Origin of the sequence: Flavobacterium sp. IMCC34518 (assembly GCF_027111095.2) — a bacterium.
GTDB classification, from domain to species: Bacteria; Bacteroidota; Bacteroidia; order Flavobacteriales; family Flavobacteriaceae; genus Flavobacterium; species Flavobacterium praedii.
The window spans coordinates 3,546,775-3,570,392 of the sequence record NZ_CP114284.2 but is presented as its reverse complement, the minus strand read 5'-3'; the positions used below and the strand labels follow the sequence as shown (position 1 = coordinate 3,570,392).

The following is a 23,618-nucleotide window of genomic DNA, read 5'->3' as shown; positions in this document are numbered from 1 at the left end:
TCCTTCGATAACAACTCAAACTAGAGTTGAACTTGCTGTTACAACTACATCTACTACAACTACTACCCCTTAGGGGTATACATTTTACATATAATCCTATTAACTGTACTTTTCTTTAAAAGAAAGAAAGTGTTGGGTGTATAAAAGACATTTGCATTTTAAAAAAAAATACTATAAAATCGTTAGACTTTGACAAGAATGTTTATCAAATAAAATAACGAAAATAAATTACAATAAAACAAATACAAACTTATCATGAGAGTATTAAAATTTGGCGGAACTTCGGTAGCCAATGCAGAAAACATAAAATTAGTTTTAGACATCGTAATAAACAAAGCCCAAGAAGAAAAACTTGTAGTAGTCGTATCCGCTTTAAGCAAAGTGACCGATTTACTGCAATTAGCAGCTTCGAAAGCAGCGGCTAATGATGAAAGCTTTAAAGACATTGTTACCGATATTGAGAAAAAACACTTAGAAGCACTAAAGCAACTTATTCCAGTTAGTGAACAAAGTGGATTATTAAGTCATATCAAAAGAATCATCAATCACTTAGAAACATTGCTTGATGGATGTTTTCTTTTGGGTGAATTATCCCCAAGAACTTTGGATACTATTTTAAGTTTTGGAGAATTACTATCGTCTTATATCATTGCCGAAGCTTTAAAACAAAAGCTAAAAAATAGCGGATATAAAGACAGTCGAGAATTAATCAAAACCAATAATCAATTTGGTAAAGCAGCTGTAAACTTTGAGGTTTCAAACCAATTAATTGCAGCTTTTTTTGCATCCAATGACAATCAAGTCGTAGTGATGCCTGGTTTTATTGCCACTTCTGAAGATGGAATTAACACTACTTTAGGTCGTGGTGGGTCTGATTATACTGCAGCAATTATTGCAGGTGCTCTAAATGCAAGTGATTTGGAAATTTGGACTGATGTGAACGGAATGTTTACAGCCAATCCAAAAATTGTAAAACAAGCACAACCAATCGCTACAATTTCGTATCAAGAAGCCATGGAATTGTCTCATTTTGGTGCCAAAGTATTGTATCCGCCAACAATTCAGCCTGTTTTAAGAAAAAACATTCCCATTTTAATCAAGAATACTTTCGAACCGCAAGCCGAAGGAACTCTAATTTCAAATGCCGTTTCAGCACAAACAAATCCTGTAAAAGGGATTAGCCATATTGACAACATTACTTTGATTACTCTGGAAGGTTCTGGAATGATTGGGGTTGCAGGTTCTTCTAAACGTTTATTTGAAGTTTTATCGAATGAAAGCATTAACGTCATTTTTATCACTCAAGCATCATCGGAACATTCAATATGTATTGGTATATTAAATTCAGATGCCGATACTGCCGAAAACGCCATCAACAAAGCGTTTCAAATCGAAATTGCCCAAAACAAAATTGATCCTTGTATTGTAGAACAAAACCTTTGCATTATTGCTTTGGTAGGTGAAAACATGAAAAACCACCAAGGTTTGAGCGGAAGAATGTTTAGTACTTTAGGAAAAAACAACGTCAACATTCGTGCGATAGCTCAAGGTGCTTCCGAAAGAAACATCTCGGTTGTCATCAATGAAAGAGACGTTAAAAAAGCATTAAACACTTTACACGAAAACTTTTTTGAAGAGAACACCAAACAATTAAACTTGTTTGTAATGGGTGTTGGAAATGTAGGAGAGAAATTCATCGAGCAAATTAACCAGCAAAAGAAATTCCTAAAAGAAAATTTAAAAATAAACCTTAGAGTTATTGCAGTTTCTAATTCTAGAAAAATGTATTTTGATGAAGATGGAATTCCATTGAAAGAATGGCAATCCCTTTTGGAAAATGGAGAAACTGCCAACAAAGAACAGTTTATTGCCAACGTAAAAGCACTCAATTTACGTAACAGTATTTTTGTGGACATTACTGCCAATGAAGAAGTATCTAAAACTTATGAGCAGTATTTAAAACAAAACGTTGCCGTAGTAACTTGTAACAAAATTGCATGTTCATCTGCGTATGACAATTACAAAAACTTAAAAAGTTTATCCCGTCAATTCAATGCACCATTCTTGTTTGAAACTAACGTTGGAGCTGGATTACCTATTATTGATACCGTAAAAAACCTGATTGCATCTGGAGATAAAGTACATAAAATTCAAGCCGTTTTGTCAGGTAGTTTGAACTTTATTTTCAATAATTTTGATGAAAATAATACTTTTCATGACGTAGTCAAAGAAGCTGGAGTTCAAGGGTTTACAGAGCCAGACCCAAAAATAGATTTAAGCGGAATTGACGTAGCCAGAAAGATCCTTATTTTGATTCGTGAAAGCGGTTACCAAATGGAAATTGATGCTATCGAAAACAAATCATTTCTTCCGGCAGCATGTATGGAAACTACCAACAATGAGGATTTTTTCACTTCATTAAAAGTACATGCAAAACACTTTGAATCAATTTTGGCTGAAGCCAATCAAAAAGAAAGCCGATTAAAATTTGTTGCTCAATTTGAAAATGGAAAAGCTAGCGTTGGTTTGCAATTCATCCCAAAAGACCATCCATTTTACAATTTGGAAGGAAAAGACAATATCGTTTTATTCTATACGGATCGTTACGTTGATCAACCTTTATTGATAAAAGGAGCTGGCGCAGGAGCTGCTGTTACCGCTTCGGGAATTTTTGCTGATGTGATTCGAATAGGTAATAACTAGTGTTCAGTGATCAGTTAATTAGTAATCAGTTAAAAACTGACTAGAAAAACTTTATGTCTTTGTGCCTTTGTGGCAAAAACTAAAAAAAATGAAAGAAATAAAAATATTCTGCCCAGCCACTATCGCGAATCTTTCGTGTGGTTTTGATGTACTCGGACTTTGCTTAGCGACTGCTGGCGATGAAATGATCGTTCGCAAATCAGACGTAAAAGGAGTGCGTATTACAAAAATATTGGGAGCCGATTTACCAATGGAAACCGAAAACAATGTGGCCGGAGTTGCTGCTTTGGCAATGCTAGAAGAAGTGGAAACCGAATTCGGATTTGAAATCGAGATCTACAAACACATCAAGGCAGGAAGCGGAATCGGAAGCAGTGCTGCCAGTTCAGCGGGTGCGGTTTTTGGAATCAATGAATTGTTGGGACGCCCTTTTACAAGAAAAGAATTGGTGAAATTTGCCATGCAAGGCGAAAAATTAGCCAGCGGTAATGCTCATGCAGACAACGTTGCCCCTGCCCTTTTGGGAGGTTTTACTTTGGTAAGATGTTCAAATCCTTTGGATATCATCAAAATTAAAAGTCCATCTGAATTATATGCAACTGTAGTTCATCCACAAATTGAATTAAAAACATCAGATGCACGTTCCGTACTGAAACAAACTGTTTCCTTAAAAAGTGCCATTACCCAATGGGGAAATGTGGGCGGATTAGTAGCGGGATTGTACACTCAAGATTATGAATTAATCGGACGTTCATTACACGACGAAATCATAGAACCCGTTCGCAGTATGCTGATTCCTGGATTTGATTTAATCAAACAAACGGCTTATGAAAACGGAGCTTTGGGTTCTGGAATCTCTGGTTCTGGGCCTTCTATTTTTGCTTTAAGCAAAGGAAAGGAACACGCCGACAAAATTGCCAAAGCCATGAGTGCCGTTTACGATCAAATGAATTTACCTTATGAAATTCACGTTTCCAAAGTGAATGACGAAGGGATGAAAATTATTTAAGAAGTATTTAGTCCTTAGTGATTAGTAATTAGTATTAATCACTAAGGACTATTCACTAATTACTATTCACTAATCACTAAGAAGAATGAAATATTACAGTTTAAACCATAATGCACCAAACGTTTCTTTTCAGGAAGCGGTAATACAAGGATTGGCAACCGACAAAGGGTTGTATTTTCCGGAAACTATTACGCCTTTGGCTCCAAGCTTTTTTGAAACTATCGAAAGTTTATCCCATGAAGAAATCGCTTTTGAAGCCATCAAACAATTTGTGGGAGACGAAATCCCTGCCGAAACGTTAAAACAAATCATATCCGAAACATTATGTTTTGATTTTCCTTTGGTCGAAGTTGAAAATGGAATCTATTCCCTTGAATTATTTCATGGTCCAACCATGGCATTCAAAGATGTAGGAGCGCGTTTTATGTCACGTTGCCTTGCCTATTTTAACAAAGACAATGCCGAAAGTAAAAATACCGTTCTAGTAGCCACTTCCGGAGATACTGGAGGAGCCGTAGCCAGCGGTTTTCTTGGTGTAAAAGGTGTTGATGTCGTAATTCTTTATCCTTCAGGAAAAGTAAGTGACATTCAAGAAAAACAATTAACAACTTTGGGTCAGAATATAAAAGCCCTTGAAGTAGATGGTGTTTTTGATGATTGCCAAGACATGGTCAAAAAAGCCTTTTTGGACGAAAGCCTGAACCATATGCAACTAACGTCTGCCAATTCGATTAATATTGCCCGTTGGCTGCCGCAAATGTTTTACTTTTTCTTTGCTTACAAAGCATTAAAAAGTCAAGGTAAACCATTAGTTTTCTCTTGCCCAAGCGGAAACTTCGGTAATATTTGCGCGGGTATTATTGCTAAGAAAATGGGATTGCCAATTGAACATTTTGTTGCTTCTACCAATGTTAATGATACGGTACCAAGATTTCTTTCTAACGGAATTTACAACCCAAAACCATCGATTGCTACGATTTCGAATGCTATGGACGTTGGAAATCCAAGTAACTTCATCCGTATTCAAGAAATGTATCAAAATGATTTGGAGCAATTCAAAAAAGATTTTACGTCATACACTTTTACCGATGCTGAAACTTTAGTAGCATTAAAAGCCATTTATAACGAAAGAGGTTATATCGCCGAACCGCACGGAGCTGTTGGCTATTTGGGATTGAAAAAAGAATTGCTGAACATACCAGACGCGATTGGTGTTTTCTTAGAAACGGCACATCCTATTAAATTCTTAGATGTTGTAGAACCTGCTTTAGGCGTAACTTTGCCCCTGCCAACTCAAATTGAAAGCGTAATGAACAAAGAAAAAGTGAGTGTAAAAATCTCAACTTATGATGAATTAAAGGCTTTTTTAGGTTAATAAAAAACATTATTTTCAAACGAAACATTGACCGAAAGGTTGATGTTTTTTTTTATTTTTTATTTTAGCAAGGCTTATAATTCGCTAAAGTGAACTTTAAGTCCTGCTAAAAAAATATTGTTACTACTATTGTGAATAAAGTAGAAATACTATTTCTAAATTAACTATTAAATTAGAGGAACAAAAGCATTCTAGATTTTCAATCAATAAAAACAACCTCATTCTTGTTTTCTAGTTTGCAACGAAACAACCGATACACCATATCCCGCCCATATACCTAAACCACCAATGATATTAGACTTTAAACTTGTATTGGCGGGGAAAATTGGATTTAAACCATTAACGATTTCATTTTGATAATCATTCCAAAAATCAAAAGCTGCCTTATCCATTGTTCTTAATTTTACAAATACAAAGTCGCCATCAGAAAAATAAGGCTTAAACTGATTACTTGTTATTAATAATACTCCTCTATTAATTTGAAAATTAACAGCCGAAGATGAAAAATTGTCATCATTTAAATTACCATAGAAAGCGGGAACATAAACAGGTTCTTTTCCATCGACTTTCGTCAAAATCTGATAATGATTTTTTTCATTAACTGGGTCAACAAATTTAACAAAAACATAACCCGTTGAATCTAAGGGATTATTTTTAACATAATTTAATTCTCGAATAGGAACAGACTTTGGAATTGTAGTAGTCGATTTTAAAATACTTCCAACATATTCGACTTTTATGCTATAGGTATTTCCTGATTTTCCAACAATAGTTTTTCCAGTGTAAATCAAAGGTGGAATCCAATTTTTATCAAATTGCGGAATCAATACTTCTGAGTTGGTTCCATCCGAAACGGTAACTTTTGCAAAGAGAAATAGATGTTTCAGAATCGACAAAGTATCAACCGTTGATCCGATAGGTACACTTGTGGATAAAACAACATGAGAAACGTCTCCTTCTTCTATATATCCCTGTAATACTATTTTTGAAACCACTTCTACCTCTTCCTTATAATCCACCGTAGTACATCCCAAAAGAAACACCAAAATCAGTACTGAATAGTTTGTTTTCATCTTTCTAAAATTTAAATTTCCAATTCAATGTAGGTAATATGCCATATATATATTTTTCTTCTTGATTAACAGAAACTGAACGCCCTTCGTTATCTATATTCAAATTAAAATGGATATAAATAGGATTTGAAATATTTAATGCATTGTATATAGAGATACTCAATGCGCTTTCTTTTTTTGGTTTTTTTACAAACCAATAAATCACAGATATATCGGTACGAAAATAGTTGGGCATCAATGCATTATTATAGTTTCCATATTCTTTAATTGGATTATTATTTATAAAATACCAAGTTATCGGCATGGTAAACCGATTTCCCGAACTAAAAACCTGGGTTATTCCAGCAGACCATTTAGAATTAAAATCATAGGTACCAACCAGAGCAAGATTATGTCGCCTATCATATTTAGAATAAAAAGGACTCCCATTATTGATTTCATCAAATTGGCGTATAGACCAACTGTTTGTGTAGCTCAACCATCCTTTTAGTTTTCCTCTTTCTTTCTTAAACATAAATTCGAATCCATAAGCCTCCCCATTCCCCACAAGCAAATCGTTTTCTAAGGTTGAAATTTCGTTAAACTGGGTTACTCCATAAGGATATTCGAGTAGATTATGCATCGATCTGTAATATCCATCAAGAGAAACATTATATTCGCTAGATAGAATTCGACTGTAGCCTCCCGAAAAAGAATTCGCCGATTGCCATGGAATCCCATTGCCACTAGCAACCCAAAAATCGGTTGGAAAACCAATGCTAGAAGTGGTTACCAAATTCAAATATTGATTTTGCCTAGTATAAGACACAAAAAAAGCATCTTTAGTTGTCGGACTATAGCTCACCCGAATACGAGGTTCCAATTGAAAATTATGATCTGAAGTTCTTGTTGCGCCTGCATAATAGTAATTGAATCTCAAGCCTACTTCGGCACTAACTGTCTCCAGTAATTTTGGTTTGGCAATAGCAAATACAGCGTAATTACTAGAATGTGTAGTAATTGATTTTCCAGTGTTCGCTATCGATTTTATATTTTCAATTTCAATGTTTTGCGGTTGTAATTCATAATAAGCACATTGAAATCCACTTTCAAAAGGTATTTTGCCAAGGGTATAATTTACTGTATTAGTAAACCCAAATTCTTTTACATAGGAAGAAATACCCAACTGAACATTCTCTTGTCTCATTAGTAAGTCATTTTCATATATAGAAAAATAAACCGAATTAACCATTTTTACTTTTTCCGAAAATGTTGATTCCCAAGAGGGTGTTAAAACAAAATTACTCCATTTTAATTTTGCATCGAGACCCATATTTGAATCCACTATTTTCAATACGTCTCCACTTATGAAAGCATCAAAAACAAATTTTTGTGTTCTCGAAATCTCTGAAATAAAGATAAAATTACCATCTGAAAAACCATAATTAAAATCCTTTTCATTGTTTTTACTCTTTTTATTTGAAGAAAATAGAGGCCCAATTATTTCATCAATATAGGTTTTTCGACCCGAAATAAACATACCTGTTTTCGTACCGATCGGGACTGCCATAGTAAGCTGAGATGCCAACATACCTGCATTTCCTTCTAACGAAATTTTGTTGGGAATCTCCCGATAAGGAGTTACATAAACAGTCGAGCTTAACCTACCACCAAATCCAGCGTATGTACTCGATTTATCAAATTGAATTTCTTGAATTGGATCGGCATTATAGAACGGGAAAACACCTAATAAATGAGCCATTCCATATACAGGAGCATTAGCATAAAGCATTAAATTGTGTCCTGGATCTCCTCCTCGAACATACAAATACCCATTAGCATCACCAGAATTTTGAACTCCTGGAGTTAACTGCAACAATTTAATAACATCAACTGTTCCTGTCAAATTAGGAACCAAACTCAACTTATGAGGGTCAAAAGATAATTTTCCGCCACTTACAGTTTTTATTTGTTTTTTAGCAAGAGTTGAAATAACAACAGTCTCTAAAACGGTGTTTTCTAATTCTAACACAAACGAAAGGGATGTGTCCTTTTGAATAGACAATTCCTGTTTTAAGCTATTATATCCGACACAAGATACATCAATATGGCAAACTCCTTTTGGTATTTTCAACAGAAAAAAACCTATAGAATCTGTTACGGTGTTAAAAATCTGTTGTTGCAATGCGATCTTAACCGATACTCCTTTGATTTCTTGCATAGTACTTGAGTATACGACACCGTTGAGTATCACTTTATTTTGGCCAAAAAAAGTGTTACCCACTAGTAATAGTATAAGTACAATTTGCTTCAATGGTTAGTTATTTTGAACCTTTAATTTACGATTTAAATATGTTAACATTTAAATAAAAACTTTTATTTAAATGTTAATTTTAAAAGAAATATTTAACAGATTTAACATTTATAAAAAACAATCCTCATTCTAAACAACAATCGAAACACATCTGAATATATTGGTTTTCAGTGTGGTAATCGATATTGTGAAATTTGTTGAATGAAATTAAGAAAGTTACTTCTCTATAGACTTAATTAACACACTGAGTAAAAATCAAATCTTAACAATGAAAAATATAACGTTGCTTTTTTTGTTCTTAAAAGTATTATTGTAAAAGAAAACTTTTTTGTAGTCTTTTTTAAGACATTCCATCTTATATGGGTTTATCTTAAAATTTGTAAAGTAGGGATACTAACTTTGGGCTTTACTTTGCCATTGCCAACACAAATAGAAAGCGTGATGAACAAAGAAAAAGTGAGTGTGAAAATCTCAACTTATGATGAATTAAAGGCTTTTTTGAATTCTAAGTAGTTTTTTCTAAAAAAAAATAAACCATATAAGTCCTATAAGATTTTTTAAAGAATTACAATCTAACCCAATAGTCTTGATTTAATGCCATTTAAGTTTTGCCAGTGATTTGTAAAATTTAAATGGTTTTTTTATACCAAAAAATATCTCTTCCCTGCTAGCGAGAGCATCACGCTCGTGAACGCCACGAAAAGCCAATAGGAAATCTAACGAGCGTGACGCTCGCGCTAGCATTTGAGAAAAAGTTTATTTCAACAAACCAGATAAATTTAATCCAGAAAACAGTAATTTTAACTTTCTTTATAATAATAAAAAAAAACATGCCAAATAAAATTACACTTCATAGAGTTTTTTCGGCACCTCCAGAAAAAGTATACAAAGCATTCTCAGACGCAGATGCAATGGTGTCTTGGATTCCTCCTTATGGTTTTACCTGCAAAGTACATAGCATGGATTTCCAAATTGGCGGAAAATACAAAATGTCGTTTACTAATTTTACTACGGGTAACAGTCATTCTTTTGGTGGCGAATATTTAGAAATTGTGCCGAATGAACGATTAAAATACACCGACGAGTTTGACGCCCCAAACTTACCGGGACAAATGATTACCACAATCGAACTCCGGAAAGTACTATGCGGTACAGAACTTATTGCCACACAGGAAGGAATACCTGATGCAATACCCACTGAAATGTGCTATTTAGGCTGGCAAGAATCCTTAGATAAATTAAAACGTTTGGTAGAACCGAATATCCCAGATGCTTAACGCAGTACAACCATATATAATTCATTTGTCATTTCAACGAAGGAAAAATAACATTACATGAGCAACTAATGAGATTTCTCCTTCGTCGAAATGACAAAACAAGCAATAAATATTCTTATTAAAAAACTAAAAAAAAGTGGCTAAACAAATTTTTATCAATTTAGCAGTAACTGACTTGCAAAAATCTATGGCTTTTTATACTGCATTAGGCTTTAAAATTAATCCTCAATTTTCGGATGACAGTGGAAAGTGCATGGTTTGGTGCGAAAATATTTTTGTAATGCTCTTGACACACGAAAAGTTTTCAAACTTTGCAACCAAACCAATTGCAGACACAAAATCAAAGGTAGCAGGACTTTTTTCATTATCGACTGAAAGTGTTGATGAAGTGAACAGCATTGTGTCAAATGGATTAAAGGCTGGCGGAATAGAACCTAGCGAAATGAAAGATTATGGTTTTATGCAACAGCGGACTATCGAAGATTTTGATGGGCACACTTGGGAAATTTTCTATATGGATGTTTCAAAATTTCCAACAGCATAATAAAATAAGTCCAATAGCTAACCCTAATTGAAAACTACAAAATAACAAACCGTTATCTTGTAGTTTTTTTACATCAACTTTTCACCACTAAATTTCTCCTTCCCCGTGAATCTCGCGTAAGGGATTACCTCACATTGTATTTATTTTCATTGGAGTTCAGTGAATTTCATTTGCGGAGGTATCTCCCGATTTATAAAAACAAGACTTTTTAGCCGTAGTTTTTCTAAATCGGGAATAAAACCAAAAGCCCGACCCCAAAGTAGCAGGAAGCCGAATCATTTACGAAATCTTCTGCTTTGGGGTTACGCCCAAATTATAAAAATGGTAGGAGTTACAAAACCAATTCTTCAAACAAGCGTTGAATGGTTTTATCCAAATCTGTGCAGAAACCCGAATGCGGTCTGGAAGTTTGTATTGCCGAGCTTCGGATAGCAGTGAGCCAACGAAAACGAGACGGAATATCGAACTCGCCAATAGGCCCGCCGGATTTACCTCCGTGAGCAATTTTTTGAAAGGAAGCCAAATTCAATTCGAGTTGCTCCAAATCAAAATCTTCTGAAAATAGCAGCAACTTAGCTTCATTAACCGAATAGAGCATTTTTATAAATTTGGCGCTTTTGCAAAACAGAATTACGCCTACATTTAGGAATTCTTCGCGCTCTACCTTAGGCACAACACGAATAACGGCATATTCATATAAGTTTTTCTCTTGCATTTTGGGCTTCATTTATAAAAATTTCGGAATAATTTAATCTTGTCCACAAAAACTGAAAGTAAATAGATCTGATTTCGTCTGGAGTTTGCTTGTTGTCTTCCCAATGGAGCCAATCTTCTGGTATATAATTAACAATATCCTGCAATATTTCTTTGGTAAGTAACTTCCTGAAAGCATAATCGGTTGCTACCAATTCACTGGCTTGAGGCAACAACACATGGTCTTTTATCAGGGCAAAAGGACTTTTGGCATGTGTTTCCCATGTATTCCAAGAATGGTGAAAATAGAGTGAAGCACCATGATCAATGAGCCATAACTCTTTGTGCCAAATAAGCATATTGGTGTTCCGGAATGTGCGATCAACATTGGTAATAAAAGCATCCAACCAAACAATTTGCGATGCCAACTCAGCAGATAATTTGGTCACTACGGGATCAAAAGTAATGGCGCCAGACAAAAAGTGTAATGCTAGATTTAGTCCCTGGCTTCCTTGCAGTAAATCCTGAATTTCCTCATCGCCTTCGGTACGGCCAAAAGCTTCGTCGAGATTGGCAAATACCAATTCGGGCATTTTTAGATTGAGAACTCGAGCAATTTCACCGCCTATCAGTTCAGCAATCAAGGCTTTTACACCATGTCCCGCACCTCTAAATTTCAAAACATATTTAAAATCATCATCCGCTTCGGCAAGTGCGGGCAACGAACCACCTTCCCGCAGCGGCGAAATGTAGCGCGTAACATTTACGGTTCTTAATTCAAGTGGTTTTTTCATGGTACAATTTTACGAACTACAAACTTACAAATAACTATTCTTTTTGAAGATGCTAAGTTACTAAGAAACTAAGATGCTAAGCTTTAAGTAGGCAGTTTAAACCCGTTAAAAGTATATCAACAATTAACTATGCTAACATTTAAATAATAAACTAAAAAATGAGACATTATTAAAGTTGTTTAGAATTTCTAACCTTTGTCAAATTTTTAAACATTGACAAAGGTGGTAGACGAAATTATATGAATATAGATTTTTTGATTTACTGTTAAAATTCACCAAAACCAAACATTTTAAACAATCTTAAACCTCCAAACTCAAATAGGCTTTCCCAATATGTTCAAGAATAGACGTAGCGATAAAAGATTGATAACCTGTTTCGGGCAAAGCGATATCTGCCGTTAAACCGTGTAGGTAAACACCCAATAGTGCAGCATCAACAGGTTTATAGGATTGTGCTAGCAAACTTGTAATCATACCCGTCAAAACATCTCCACTTCCCGCAGTGGCAAGAGCGGCGTTTCCGGTAGTATTTTCATAAATATTTTCGCCGTCAATAATGTAGGTAGGCGCTCCTTTCATCACAATAATAACTTGGTTCACCAACGAAAAAACTACTGCTTTACCAAACTTCTCTTCTTCGGTGTACCATTTTCCTATTAAGCGTTCCAATTCTTTGGGATGCGGAGTCAATATTGTTCTTGGAGGCAAAAGTGCTACCCAAGAAGGATTATGAGACAGTATATTTAGTGCATCAGCATCAATAACCAAAGGCAAACTAGTTTTAGATAAAAAATCATGAAAGGCCTTTTGGGTTGCCATTTTTTGTCCCATTCCTGGGCCAATTCCTATGGCGTCAACCTCTAACTCTATACTAATATCTGTCAGGTATTTTTCGTGCTCATCGGTTACTACCATAACTTCTGGAATGGTAATTTGTAGAATTTCATAACCACACATAGGAACAAAACTGGTTACCAAACCACAACCTGTTTTCAATGCAGCTTTACTCGATAAGCTTATAGAGCCAATCTTACCATAGCTTCCACCAATAATCAAAGCATGTCCCTGTATACCTTTATGTGTGAATTTATCCAAGGGTTTATACCTTTTTAAAATTTCATTTCGATCAATCGGAATTGGAATATTCATCAGCTTATAATTTCTATTAAAAGTACGAAATTCTTAAACTCAAATTTCAATAATCTAAATTCTAATTTATTATTGTTTTATTACATTTTTCATTGGCAAAAGTTGCATTAAAATTAACCTCAGAAACCTAGGTTTGTTTTTACAATACTTATCGATACTTAATTGAAAGAAATAAAAATTTAAAAAAACCGAAACGATGTACTATATTCGAAATAATTCTAAGCACATTTTTTATGAATACTTATTGTTTTCAATACTATTTAGAAACCGAAACATATTAATAGTAATTTATTGTTAGTTTAACATTGCAAAAAATGAAATAAAATATTTTTGCAAAAAACTAATACTATTATAAAAATTAAATGAAAAAATTATTACCTATTGTTGCTGCAATGCTTTTTGCTTTTTCTTCCTATAGCCAAACTAGCAATTATGCCACTCTCAAAGTTAAAATATCAAATCAAGTAGTCGATTCGTTAGTAATCGTATCCTATAAAAATCCAAATTTCAAAAAAGTCATCAAAGCGGACAAAGATGGAGTATTGAAAGATACTCTAAATGTAAAAAGTGACAAATATTATATAAGTAACCTTACGAGTTTTTTTCCAAACGGCATTTACTTAAACAATGGTTATGATTTAAAAATAAGCATCGACGCTAAACAACCTGGAAAATCATTAGAATTCACAGGAAAAGGAGCAATAGAAAATGAGTTTGTAAATACTTTCGCAAAAAATGAAGAGGAATTCGACTATGAATCATTAATGCAATTGGATGAAAAAGATTTCTACAAACAAATAGAAAAAATACGTTTAAATTTATTTTCTTCATTGGATAAAAAGAAATATTCCTCTGATTTTGTGGTCTACCAAACAGCCTATTTGGATACATTTGTAGAAATGAAAACCCAAACCTACAAAACTATTTTAGAAAGCAAACAATAATAAACTTTCAAACCGTTTAACGCTTAAAGGAATTTACAAATTTTCAATCTGCCCCAAAAAGTTACACACTTTTTGGGGCATTTTTTTTGAAAGAAAAGTGAAGTGAACTTATGTAATTAAATTTAGAATGAGTAGAATTAATTTTAAAGAAACATTTTTCAGATAATCATCTTTTTAACCAACTGCAAAAAAGAATCTCAAATAAACTATAAAAATAACAACAACACTACTATTAAAACCCGAAGACTTTTAGTACTTTTATCATTTTATTGCAAATATAAAAGACCTAAAAAAACAATTTAGATTAAATTACAAAAACTTATAAATCAAAAACATTATACATTTTAAATGAATAATAAATTTAATACCAAATATTTTATCTTTTTTATTATTCTATTTGTGAGTTGTCTTTCCTTTGGACAAAATAAAAATTCTTTCGAAAAAAAAATTGATTCCTTAATTGAAAGTAAAACAACAAAACCTTTCAACGGAATTATTTTAATTTCGCAAAATGGTAAAGTCAAATATTCCAAAATTGTTGGTTATTCAGACCTTGAAAAGAAAACCCCTTTACAAATCAACAACCAATTTGTAATAGGCTCCATTAGCAAGCAAATTACAGCGGTTTTGGTACTACAAGAATATGAAAAGGGACATTTAAAACTAAATGAACCCTTACACACCTACTTACCCGAACTCACGCAAAAATGGGCAGATACCGTTACAATTCATCATTTATTAACTCATATGCATGGTATTGTAGCACTTGATAAACCAACAGCGTTCAAAGTTGGATCACAATTTAATTATTCCTATTCCAACACAGGTTATGATTTGTTATCAAAAATCACAGAACGAACTTCAGGAAAATCCTTTGCTATGCAATCAAAAGAATTATTTCAAAAATGTGGAATGAAAAATACTTTTCATCCCGATGATAAAGAATATAAAAACTTGGTAAAAGGATATTCTGAACAAGAGAACGGAGAGCTACTTTTTGAAGAAAATAGTTTCAGAAATGCACCCGCGGCTGGTTCTTTTGTATCAAACGCAACCGATTTGAATATTTGGAATCAGAACTTACAAGCTGGCAAACTTTTAAAACCAGCTGCTTTTAAAATAATGACTTCAAAACAAGAAGGTGCAATTAGACAACATCCATTGTCTGGAATTACCCATTATGGATATGGCATAACTATAGATACTAAAGATAAAATGACACAATTGGGTCAAACCGGTTTTGCACCAGGATTTGTATCTATGAATTTTTATTTCCCTGAAACAAAAACAAGTCTGATCATTTTAGAAAATATTGTTTATGAACCAAACTATTTAAAAAAAACATTCTTTTATCATAGTGAAATTTTAAAAATTATAAGACAGGAAATAAAATAAACCAATGCTAATTCGTCAAATACTGATACTTCAAAAAAAAATAAAATGAAAAAAATAGCTATACTTTTAAACTTATTTTTATTAGTTAACATTTCTGTTCAAGCACAAAAAAAGAACGAAATTAAAAAACCCGAATTTGGAACTATCTTGGACAGTTTGAAAGTAAAAGGAGCCATTTTAATTTATGATGTAAAAAACAACACTTACTATTCGAATGACTATGCTTGGGCAAAAACAGGAATAATTCCAGCCTCTACTTTTAAAATTCCAAATTCAATTATTGCTTTGGAAACTGGAGTAATAGCAAACGATTCGGTTATTTTTAAATGGGATGGAGAAAAACGCAATAATAAAAAATGGGAACAAGATTTGACTTTCAAACAAGCTTTTCAAGTTTCTTGCGTGCCTTGTTACCAAGAAATAGCTCGAAAAATTGGCGTTACGCGAATGAAAACCTATTTAAAAAAATTAAATTATTCTGGAATGGTTTTCGATACCCTGACTCTTAATAATTTTTGGTTACAAGGAAAATCAAAGTTCTCACAAATGCAGCAAATTGATTTTTTAGAAAGGCTTTATTTTTCTAAATTACCCATTTCCAAAAGAACTGAAAATATCATGAAAAATATTATGTTAATAGAAAAAACCGAAAGATATACTTTAAGTGGAAAAACGGGTTGGGGTATGCGAGGTGAATTGGATAATGGCTGGTTTGTGGGTTATTTAGAAACCCAAAATACAGTATACTTTTTTGCTACAAATGTCGAAATGAAAAATGCAACTATGGATAATTTTCCTGCTATTCGAATGAATGCAACCAAAGAAGCATTTAGGAAAATGAAGTTGATGAATTAAGAGTCAATAAAATTTAAACTACAGAATAATACCTAAAATTTTAAATTTAGGTTTCTCATTATTTATTATTTCTATCAAAAAAAACTGTTTTATGAACTACTTTTTAAAATAAATCCTTTTAGGCTAGAAATCTTGGAATAATTATAAGAACTTTGCACGCTTTTTGTGAAAAACAATCCAAGAGTCCATTAGAAATTATAAAATGATCATCAACTGATGAAGAAGAAAGTAGAAATATTAGCGCCTGCAAAAGATTTAATTCACGGTATAGCTGCAATCAACAGTGGTGCTGACGCCGTATATGTTGGTGCTCCGCAATTTGGAGCACGTTCCAATGCCACCAACTCTATTGAAGATGTTGCGGCCTTGGTACAATATGCCCATTTATACAATGTTCCCGTTTTTGTAGTTATCAATACCATTCTTTATGATAACGAATTGGAAACTTGTCGACAGTTAATTTGGAAATTATATGACATAGGAGTTGATGCCCTTATCATTCAGGATATGGCCATTATGGAAATGGACTTGCCTCCTATCATCTTACATGCCAGTACGCAAGCCAACAATAGAGATGCCGACAAAATGAAATTCTTGGCCGATGCTGGAATCAAACGTGTCGTTTTGGCTCGTGAATTAAACTTACACCAAATCAAAGAAATCAGCGACGCAACTGATGTCGAACTGGAATTTTTTGTAACAGGTGCTTTGTGCGTTTCTTTCAGTGGAAACTGTTATATGAGTGTTGCTAATGGAGAACGCTCTGCTAATCGTGGTTCTTGCGCTCAAAACTGCCGTTTACCCTACAACTTAATTGATGGTCATGGAGAAACATTAATCAAAAGCACACACTTACTTTCTATAAAAGATTTTGATGTTTCGAATGAAATTCCGAATTTAGTTGAAGCGGGTGTTTGTTCGTTCAAAATCGAAGGTCGTTTGAAAGATATCGTTTATGTAAAAAATAACGTTTCGTACCTTAGACAAAAACTAGATGCTTTCTTGGAAGATAATGATAAATACACTAAAGCTTCTTCTGGAAAATGTACTTTTACATTTGACTCTGCTTTGAACCGTACCTTTAACCGCGGGTATACCGATTATTTTGTTAACGAGCGACATGATACTATTGGTTCATGGGAAAGTCCAAAATCCAAAGGGCAATACATTGGTAAATTAATCCGAACTGTTGGAAATGCGTACGAAATTGAAAATGGAAACGTATTAAACAATGGTGATGGTTTGTGCTACATCAATGAAAATAACGAAGCTGAAGGAATCTATGTCAATAAATCTGAAAATGGTCTTGCTTATCCTAATGTTCTGAAAGAAATCAAAGACGGTACTTTCATTTACCGAAACAATGACGCTGCTTTTATAAAAATCGTGGAACGCGAGGATAGTGCTGTTCGAAAAATAAGTACTTCATTGTTATTATTCGAAAACGAAACTGGTTTTGAACTGCTGGCCACTGATGAAGATGGCAATACGAGTACAGTTCAATTGGTTCATCCAAAAGAACAAACCAAAAACAATCAATCCATCGAAGAAAATATCAAAACACAGTTGGCCAAAACAGGATTTACGCCTTATACAGCCGATGAAATAAATGTTCAATTTTCAGACAATTGGTTTTTACCCATTTCAAAAATCAATGAAATGCGCAGAACGGTTTACGAGCAACTAACAGAAACTCGTTTGAAAAACTACAAACGCGAAGAACGCAAAATCGAAAAAACGTCTCACCCTTACCCTGAAGAAAAATTGGATTTCATGTACAATGTTTCCAACAAATTGGCACGCAAGTTTTATGAGCGCCATGGTGTAACCGAAATCGAAAAAGCCTTCGAATTGCAATGGGATCCAGGGAAATCTCGTGTAATGACCACCAAATATTGCATCAAATACGAGTTGGCCAAATGTCCAAAATACCACAAAGACACTATGGAAACTAAACTAAAAGAACCTTTGGTATTGAAACAAGGAGAACTGGAATATAAACTGAAGTTCAATTGTAAACCTTGCGAAATGGAAATTTGGGAAAAAGACGCCGAATTTGAAATTGAAGAAGATTAAGGTCTCAATTCTATAAACTCACATACAAAAACCACAAAGTAAATTGCTATTTATTTTGTGGTTTTTTTAATGTTTAATTTTGGAGTAAATCGTCATAAAAATAACGAACACTGAATTCAGTGGGGTATTATTTAAAATCCTAAATTTGTAACAAAACAATAAAACCAAACATGAAAAATCTATTTACTCCCCTATTCATTATAGCATTTGTGTTGATTTCCTGCAAAAATGAAGCTGAAAACCAAGCTCCTAAAGTAGTTGTTCCTTTTTATCAAGTTGCCAATCAGCAGCAAAATCAAACGTTAAAAACTCCACAGCCAAACCAAAGTCAAAGTCTATACCCAGCCCCATCTGCTCAAAATACAACGACTCAGACACAAACCGTGACTGCTCCAGTGACTGTTGCAAAAGGAATGAATCCTTCACACGGTCAACCAGGTCACCGTTGCGATATTCCTGTAGGAGCTCCATTGAATTCTCCAGTTGCTACAACAAATCCATCAACAACTCAAGTTACTTCTAAACCAACTGTAACAGTAATGCCTTCTACAACTTCAGCTACTACAACTCCCACTCCAAAAGGTATGAATCCCCCACACGGGCAACCAGGACACCGTTGTGACATTCCTGTTGGATCTCCACTAAATTCTCCAGTAGCCGCCGCTAAACCTACACCGCCACCAGCAGCTTCAAATTATACTGTAACGGTTCCAACAACTAATTAGACAACAGTTCTAACACCTGCTACGACCCCTGCACCAAAGTAGGAAAGAAATTATTGATACCTATTAAATCTACCGCACTGAAAATCAATTTTACAAAACCTTTTTCATAACTTTATAAAACATAAAAATCAAATTCAGCTTATTTAATCTTTGTCAAAGTTCAAAACTTTGACAAAGATGGCTTAATAAAAAACTGGTATTAATTTAAAAATGAAAATAAAAATGAAAAAAGTATTGTTCTTAACAGGCGATTTCACCGAAGATTATGAAACTATGGTTCCGTTTCAAATGCTAGAAATGGTAGGATATACTGTTCATACTGTTTGCCCCAATAAAAAAAAGGGAGACACTGTAAAAACAGCAATTCATGATTTTGAAGGCGACCAAACGTATACCGAAAAACCAGGTCACAATTTTGCTCTAAATTATAGTTTTGATGATGTAAAAGTAGAAGAATACGGTGGACTAGTTATTGCAGGAGGAAGAGCTCCCGAGTATTTGAGATTGAACGAAAAAGTACTTGAAATAACAAAGCATTTTTTTACCACCAATAAACCCGTTGCTGCCATTTGCCACGGTATTCAGATTTTAACCGCTGCTGGAGTTGTCAAAGGTCGAAAATTAACCGCTTATCCTGCAGTAGGACCAGAAGTAACATTGGCTGGTGGAGAATTCCAATCTATTCCTGTTGATGGAGCATTTGTTGATGGAAACTTAGTCACCTCCCCTGCTTGGCCAGCTCATCCGAGTTTTATAAGAGAATTTCTTAAAATTATGGGGACCAAAATTGAAATTTAATTTCACATCAAAATAAGGCATTCCCTTAAAGTTTAGATTTAAGTAAAACAATTCAATAACTATAACAAGAAGTAATTTTGTTGTAGTTTTTTTCACCTTTGAAAATCATTACCTTTTTATACCAATACAAGATTACAATTAATTTTATGATTACAACAGCAACACTAGAAGATGTAATTTCTTTAGAAAAATTAATCAATTCTGCCTACCGTGGAGAAACTTCAAAACAAGGTTGGACCACAGAAGCAAACCTTTTAACGGGAAAAAGAATTGCTTTAGATGAATTGTCAGAAGTTATTCAAAACAAAAGCAATAGCATTTTAAAATACACAAAAAACAATCAAATCATAGGATCTGTTTTACTGGTCAATAAAAAATCCAAACTCTATTTGGGGATGCTAACCGTTTCACCAGAATTACAAAATAGCGGTATTGGAAAAATATTACTAAAAGAAGCCGAAGTTCATGCTTTATCTATGGGTTTGCCTAAAATTGTAATGACCGTAATTTCCATCAGGAAAGAATTAATTGAATGGTACAAACGCCATGGTTACGAGGACACGGGAGTAAGAGAACCATTTCCGCTTAATGATACTGATGCAATCATTTCCAAAGAAGCATTGGAATTTATAGTTTTAGAAAAAATACTGTAACAATTTTATCTCTATTGTCTATTATTTTATAAATTAGTAAAAAAAATATCAATTATGAAGACATTAGATCAATGGTTTGAAGAATACGCAGTAAGCCACCAAAACCCAAAAAATAAGGCCATACACTATATCTGTGTTCCTGCTATTTTCTTTTCAGTATTGGGTTTATTGATGAGTATTCCGAGTGGATTTTTGAATTCTATTTTTCATTTAAACCAACCTATCATTGAAAACTGGGGATTTGTAGCTTTGCTATTTGTTTCTATATTTTACATCAGATTGTCAGTTCCTATGGCTATCAAGATTATCATTTTCTCTTTTCTTTGCTTGATTCTAAATCATTACATCGGACAGTTTGTGCCACTTTGGGCTTTCTCAATTGGCGTTTTCATTATTGCTTGGATTGGACAATTTTATGGACATAATATTGAAGGCAAAAAACCTTCGTTCCTAAAAGACATACAATTCTTGATGATTGGTCCTGCTTGGGTGGCGCAAAATTTATTTTCTAAAAAATAATGGACTGATATTATTATTTTATTCATTATAGTCTTACAATAAAAAAAGAACTACTTTTACTTAAAGCTACTTGCAATACTTATTTTTAGATTGCACTATTTATAAGCAACTCTAATCTTGGTTTTTTGTTTTTGTAGAACAATAATGATTAATATTTAAATGTCAATGAAATCATCCAAAATCGAAAAACCAGGTGTTTATATACAAGAATTAAATGCTTTTCCAAATTCAGTTGTAGCAGTTGCAACTGCTGTGCCAGCATTTATTGGTTACACACCGCAAGCACTATACGAAGGAAAATCTTATAAAAATATACCAGTAAGAATCACTTCGTTTTCAGAATTTCAGGCCTGTTTTTGTTTTCCAGACCCTCCGTTTCCTGCTAGTCCTGCTAAACAATACAGTCCCGAATATTATTTAGTGCAACAAAATAGCCAACCCACAAAGGGAGATTCTATATTGATTAATGGTTCTTATTATTCTATAGTTCCAGATTCCAATACTCTTTATTATTTGTACAATAGTGTAAAGCTGTTTTATGAAAATGGCGGTGGCGATGCTTATATTGTTTCAGTTGGTTCGTATGGTCCTCCTTCCAAAAAGGCAATAACATCAGACACAACAATTGTAAATCCAAATGTGCAACTCAATGACTTATTGTCGGGACTTGCTTTATTGAAAAACGAACCTGAACCCACATTTTACATCTGTCCGGAAGCAACCTTATTAAGCATTGAGAACAACGCAACACTCATACAAAATATGCTCCAGCAATGCGTAACAATGCAAACTGCGATGTGTATTTTTGATGTGATTGGAGGTAACAATCCCGATCCCATTTTATACACAGAAGATATTTCAAATTTTAGAATGAATACGGGTTCGATTGGACTGAATTACGGAATGGTTTATTATCCTTTTATTGGAACAACCATCATGCAAAATCAGGACATTGATTATACCAACTTATTTGGTGGAGACATAAAACAATTAGAAGCCATTATTAATCCTGCGAGTAATCCCAATCCAAGCATCAACACAATTATTGCAAACATCCAAAATCCGGAGAGTGGTTTGACGGTTACCCAAAACAATAATGCTCTAATAATTGCGAGCCCAATCTATTCCTTGATAATAAAACATGTATTAAATGATGCCAATATTCTTCCTCCAAGTGGTGCAATGGCAGGTTTAATCACTACAATTGACAATCAGGTAGGACCTTGGGAAGCACCCGCAAACACTTCTATCGTTGGAGCTGTGTCATTGCCTATTTCCATTTCAGAGAGTCAACAGGGTAATTTAAATATAGATGCTGTTTCAGGAAAATCCATAAATGCCATTCGATCATTCAATGGACTTGGTATTTTGGTTTGGGGAGCTAGAACTCTAGATGGGAATAGTCAAGACTGGAAATATATTCCTGTACAAAGAACAATGATTTTTCTTGAGCAGTCTTGCAAATTAGCTGCTCAGGCTTATGTATTTCAACCGAATGACAAAAATACTTGGGAAGCTGTAAAATCAATGATAACAAACTTTTTAACAGAGGTATGGAAACAAGGCGGACTGCAAGGTGCTAGTGCATCCGATGCCTTTTCAGTGGCATGCGGTTTGGGATCAACAATGACGAGTGAGGATATCCTTAACGGATTTATGACTGTTACCGTAAAAGTTACTGTTGTTCATCCAGCCGAATTCATTGTCTTAACATTCCAACAACAAATGGCAATCCCCAGTTAATTAACTAACGAGTGAATTTTAATTTGAAAAAATAAATAATATGGCAACAGATGATGGTAGCATAGAAGGCGGAACATGGCCAATGCCAAAATTTAGGTTTGAAGTTGACTTTGGAACAGAACTTACAAAAGTAGCCTTTCAGGAAGTATCTGGAATGGATGTAGAAAACCAAATAATAGAATATCGAAGTACTAATAGTCCTTTATTTTCTGTAGAAAAAATGCCGGGCATTACCAAATACGGAAATATTACTATGAAGCGAGGCATCTTTGTGAATGACAATACTTTTTGGGATTGGCATCAGCAAATTGTAATGAATACAATCAAAAGAAGAACGATTGTAATAAAATTGTTGGACGAAAGTGGAAATGTAACTATGCAATGGACATTAAACAACGCGTGGCCCACAAAAATTACCAGCACCAACTTAAAATCAGACGGAAATGAAGTAGCTGTTGAAACCATAGAAATTGCACATGAACAATTAATTATTTCAAATGGATAATGATACTCCAATAGGATTTTATTTTAAACTTACTTTTAAAGATCAAGATATTGCTTTTCAAGAAGTTTCGGGTATTTCAAAAGAATTCAGCATTGAAGAAGTTGCAAGTGATGGTGAAAATCAGTTTAAATACCGCTTGCCAACTGTTTCCAGTAGCGAAAATTTAGTTCTCAGGAGAGCTATTGTACCACCTGATTCCTTATTAGTGAATTGGTGTGAAAGTTGCATTAATCAAGGATTGTCCAGTCCGATTCAACCCGAAAATGTGACATTAAGTTTAGTCAATGCAAACGATCAAACAATCATGCAATGGACTTTTCATAACGCTTTTCCTGTAAAATATGCTGTTTCTGACTTGAATACACAGTTAAGTGATATCGCTATAGAATCATTAGAGCTGGCCTATACCAATTTTGAAATTTCTCCAATTACAACTACTAATCTTTTTACCTAAAATAATGAGTACAACAAACTAAATATCAAGTGGTTCAATTG

21 protein-coding genes are annotated in these 23,618 nt (G+C 33.9%); 16 read left to right on the top strand and 5 right to left on the bottom strand.

The window, feature by feature from the left end; translation table 11 throughout:
• Nucleotides 1-255 precede the first annotated feature (255 nt).
• The 3 genes from thrA to thrC all read left to right on the top strand — a co-directional run bounded on the left by thrA (nt 256) and on the right by thrC (nt 5,087).
• Nucleotides 256-2,703 carry a bifunctional aspartate kinase/homoserine dehydrogenase I gene (gene thrA / locus OZP06_RS15385; RefSeq protein ID WP_269222649.1) on the top strand — a complete coding sequence of 816 codons (2,448 nt, stop codon included), beginning with the start codon at nt 256-258 and terminating at the stop codon, nt 2,701-2,703.
• A gap of 88 nt (nt 2,704-2,791) precedes the next feature.
• Nucleotides 2,792-3,712, top strand: coding sequence for a homoserine kinase (locus OZP06_RS15380; protein ID WP_269222648.1), 921 nt, complete (start codon nt 2,792-2,794; stop codon nt 3,710-3,712).
• Between the two features lie 85 nt (nt 3,713-3,797).
• Complete coding sequence (thrC, locus tag OZP06_RS15375; protein WP_269222647.1) at nt 3,798-5,087, top strand: threonine synthase; 1,290 nt, start codon at nt 3,798-3,800, stop codon at nt 5,085-5,087.
• A 218-nt stretch (nt 5,088-5,305) separates the two neighbouring features.
• Here thrC and OZP06_RS15370 read toward each other — a convergent pair whose 3' ends face one another.
• Together OZP06_RS15370 and OZP06_RS15365 are read right to left on the bottom strand one after the other, a co-directional pair.
• On the bottom strand, nt 5,306-6,160 hold the full coding sequence (locus OZP06_RS15370; RefSeq protein WP_269222646.1) for a DUF4249 family protein: 855 nt from the start codon (nt 6,158-6,160) through the stop codon (nt 5,306-5,308).
• A gap of 4 nt (nt 6,161-6,164) precedes the next feature.
• On the bottom strand, nt 6,165-8,360 hold the full coding sequence (locus tag OZP06_RS15365; RefSeq protein ID WP_281323939.1) for a TonB-dependent receptor: 2,196 nt from the start codon (nt 8,358-8,360) through the stop codon (nt 6,165-6,167).
• 923 nt (nt 8,361-9,283) lie between these two features.
• On the opposite strand from OZP06_RS15365, the gene OZP06_RS15360 reads away from it, so the two are divergent.
• Entirely contained in the window at nt 9,284-9,730 is a 447-nt protein-coding gene (locus OZP06_RS15360) for an SRPBCC family protein (protein ID WP_269222644.1), read from the top strand.
• Between the two features lie 136 nt (nt 9,731-9,866).
• The gene (locus tag OZP06_RS15355; RefSeq protein WP_269222643.1) at nt 9,867-10,274 is read left to right on the top strand and encodes a VOC family protein; all 408 of its coding nucleotides are present in this window, start codon (nt 9,867-9,869) and stop codon (nt 10,272-10,274) included.
• Nucleotides 10,275-10,605: 331 nt separating this feature from the next.
• Here the strand turns inward: OZP06_RS15355 and OZP06_RS15350 are convergent, their stop codons facing one another.
• From OZP06_RS15350 to OZP06_RS15340, 3 genes are all read right to left on the bottom strand, one after another.
• Nucleotides 10,606-10,989, bottom strand: coding sequence for a DUF3037 domain-containing protein (locus OZP06_RS15350; protein WP_269224626.1), 384 nt, complete (start codon nt 10,987-10,989; stop codon nt 10,606-10,608).
• Nucleotides 10,967-11,761, bottom strand: coding sequence for a HipA family kinase (locus tag OZP06_RS15345; RefSeq protein ID WP_269222642.1), 795 nt, complete (start codon nt 11,759-11,761; stop codon nt 10,967-10,969). The genes OZP06_RS15350 and OZP06_RS15345 overlap by 23 nt, the downstream gene beginning before the upstream one ends.
• A 300-nt stretch (nt 11,762-12,061) precedes the next feature.
• Entirely contained in the window at nt 12,062-12,910 is an 849-nt protein-coding gene (locus tag OZP06_RS15340) for an NAD(P)H-hydrate dehydratase (protein ID WP_269222641.1), read from the bottom strand.
• A 362-nt stretch (nt 12,911-13,272) separates the two neighbouring features.
• On the opposite strand from OZP06_RS15340, the gene OZP06_RS15335 reads away from it, so the two are divergent.
• From OZP06_RS15335 to OZP06_RS15285, 11 genes are all read left to right on the top strand, one after another.
• The gene (locus tag OZP06_RS15335; protein ID WP_269222640.1) at nt 13,273-13,854 is read left to right on the top strand and encodes a hypothetical protein; all 582 of its coding nucleotides are present in this window, start codon (nt 13,273-13,275) and stop codon (nt 13,852-13,854) included.
• A 348-nt stretch (nt 13,855-14,202) separates the two neighbouring features.
• Nucleotides 14,203-15,249, top strand: coding sequence for a serine hydrolase domain-containing protein (locus OZP06_RS15330; protein WP_269222639.1), 1,047 nt, complete (start codon nt 14,203-14,205; stop codon nt 15,247-15,249).
• Nucleotides 15,250-15,294: 45 nt separating this feature from the next.
• Nucleotides 15,295-16,104: a class D beta-lactamase gene (gene blaOXA, locus OZP06_RS15325; RefSeq protein WP_269222638.1), complete on the top strand. Its 810-nt coding sequence runs from the start codon at nt 15,295-15,297 to the stop codon at nt 16,102-16,104.
• A 216-nt stretch (nt 16,105-16,320) separates the two neighbouring features.
• Complete coding sequence (locus OZP06_RS15320; protein ID WP_269222637.1) at nt 16,321-18,180, top strand: U32 family peptidase; 1,860 nt, start codon at nt 16,321-16,323, stop codon at nt 18,178-18,180.
• A gap of 170 nt (nt 18,181-18,350) precedes the next feature.
• Complete coding sequence (locus tag OZP06_RS15315; RefSeq protein ID WP_269222636.1) at nt 18,351-18,905, top strand: hypothetical protein; 555 nt, start codon at nt 18,351-18,353, stop codon at nt 18,903-18,905.
• 222 nt (nt 18,906-19,127) lie between these two features.
• Nucleotides 19,128-19,703 (top strand): DJ-1/PfpI family protein, encoded by a 576-nt coding sequence (locus OZP06_RS15310; RefSeq protein WP_281323938.1) that lies wholly within the window; start codon nt 19,128-19,130, stop codon nt 19,701-19,703.
• A 146-nt stretch (nt 19,704-19,849) separates the two neighbouring features.
• Nucleotides 19,850-20,356 carry a GNAT family N-acetyltransferase gene (locus OZP06_RS15305; RefSeq protein WP_269222634.1) on the top strand — a complete coding sequence of 169 codons (507 nt, stop codon included), beginning with the start codon at nt 19,850-19,852 and terminating at the stop codon, nt 20,354-20,356.
• A gap of 54 nt (nt 20,357-20,410) precedes the next feature.
• Entirely contained in the window at nt 20,411-20,875 is a 465-nt protein-coding gene (locus OZP06_RS15300; RefSeq protein WP_269222633.1) for an Mpo1-like protein, read from the top strand.
• Nucleotides 20,876-21,040: 165 nt separating this feature from the next.
• Nucleotides 21,041-22,618: a phage tail sheath C-terminal domain-containing protein gene (locus OZP06_RS15295; RefSeq protein WP_269222632.1), complete on the top strand. Its 1,578-nt coding sequence runs from the start codon at nt 21,041-21,043 to the stop codon at nt 22,616-22,618.
• Nucleotides 22,619-22,658: 40 nt separating this feature from the next.
• Nucleotides 22,659-23,123 (top strand): phage tail protein, encoded by a 465-nt coding sequence (locus OZP06_RS15290; RefSeq protein ID WP_269222631.1) that lies wholly within the window; start codon nt 22,659-22,661, stop codon nt 23,121-23,123.
• The gene (locus tag OZP06_RS15285) at nt 23,116-23,577 is read left to right on the top strand and encodes a phage tail protein (protein WP_269222630.1); all 462 of its coding nucleotides are present in this window, start codon (nt 23,116-23,118) and stop codon (nt 23,575-23,577) included. The genes OZP06_RS15290 and OZP06_RS15285 overlap by 8 nt, the downstream gene beginning before the upstream one ends.
• Nucleotides 23,578-23,618 lie beyond the last annotated feature (41 nt).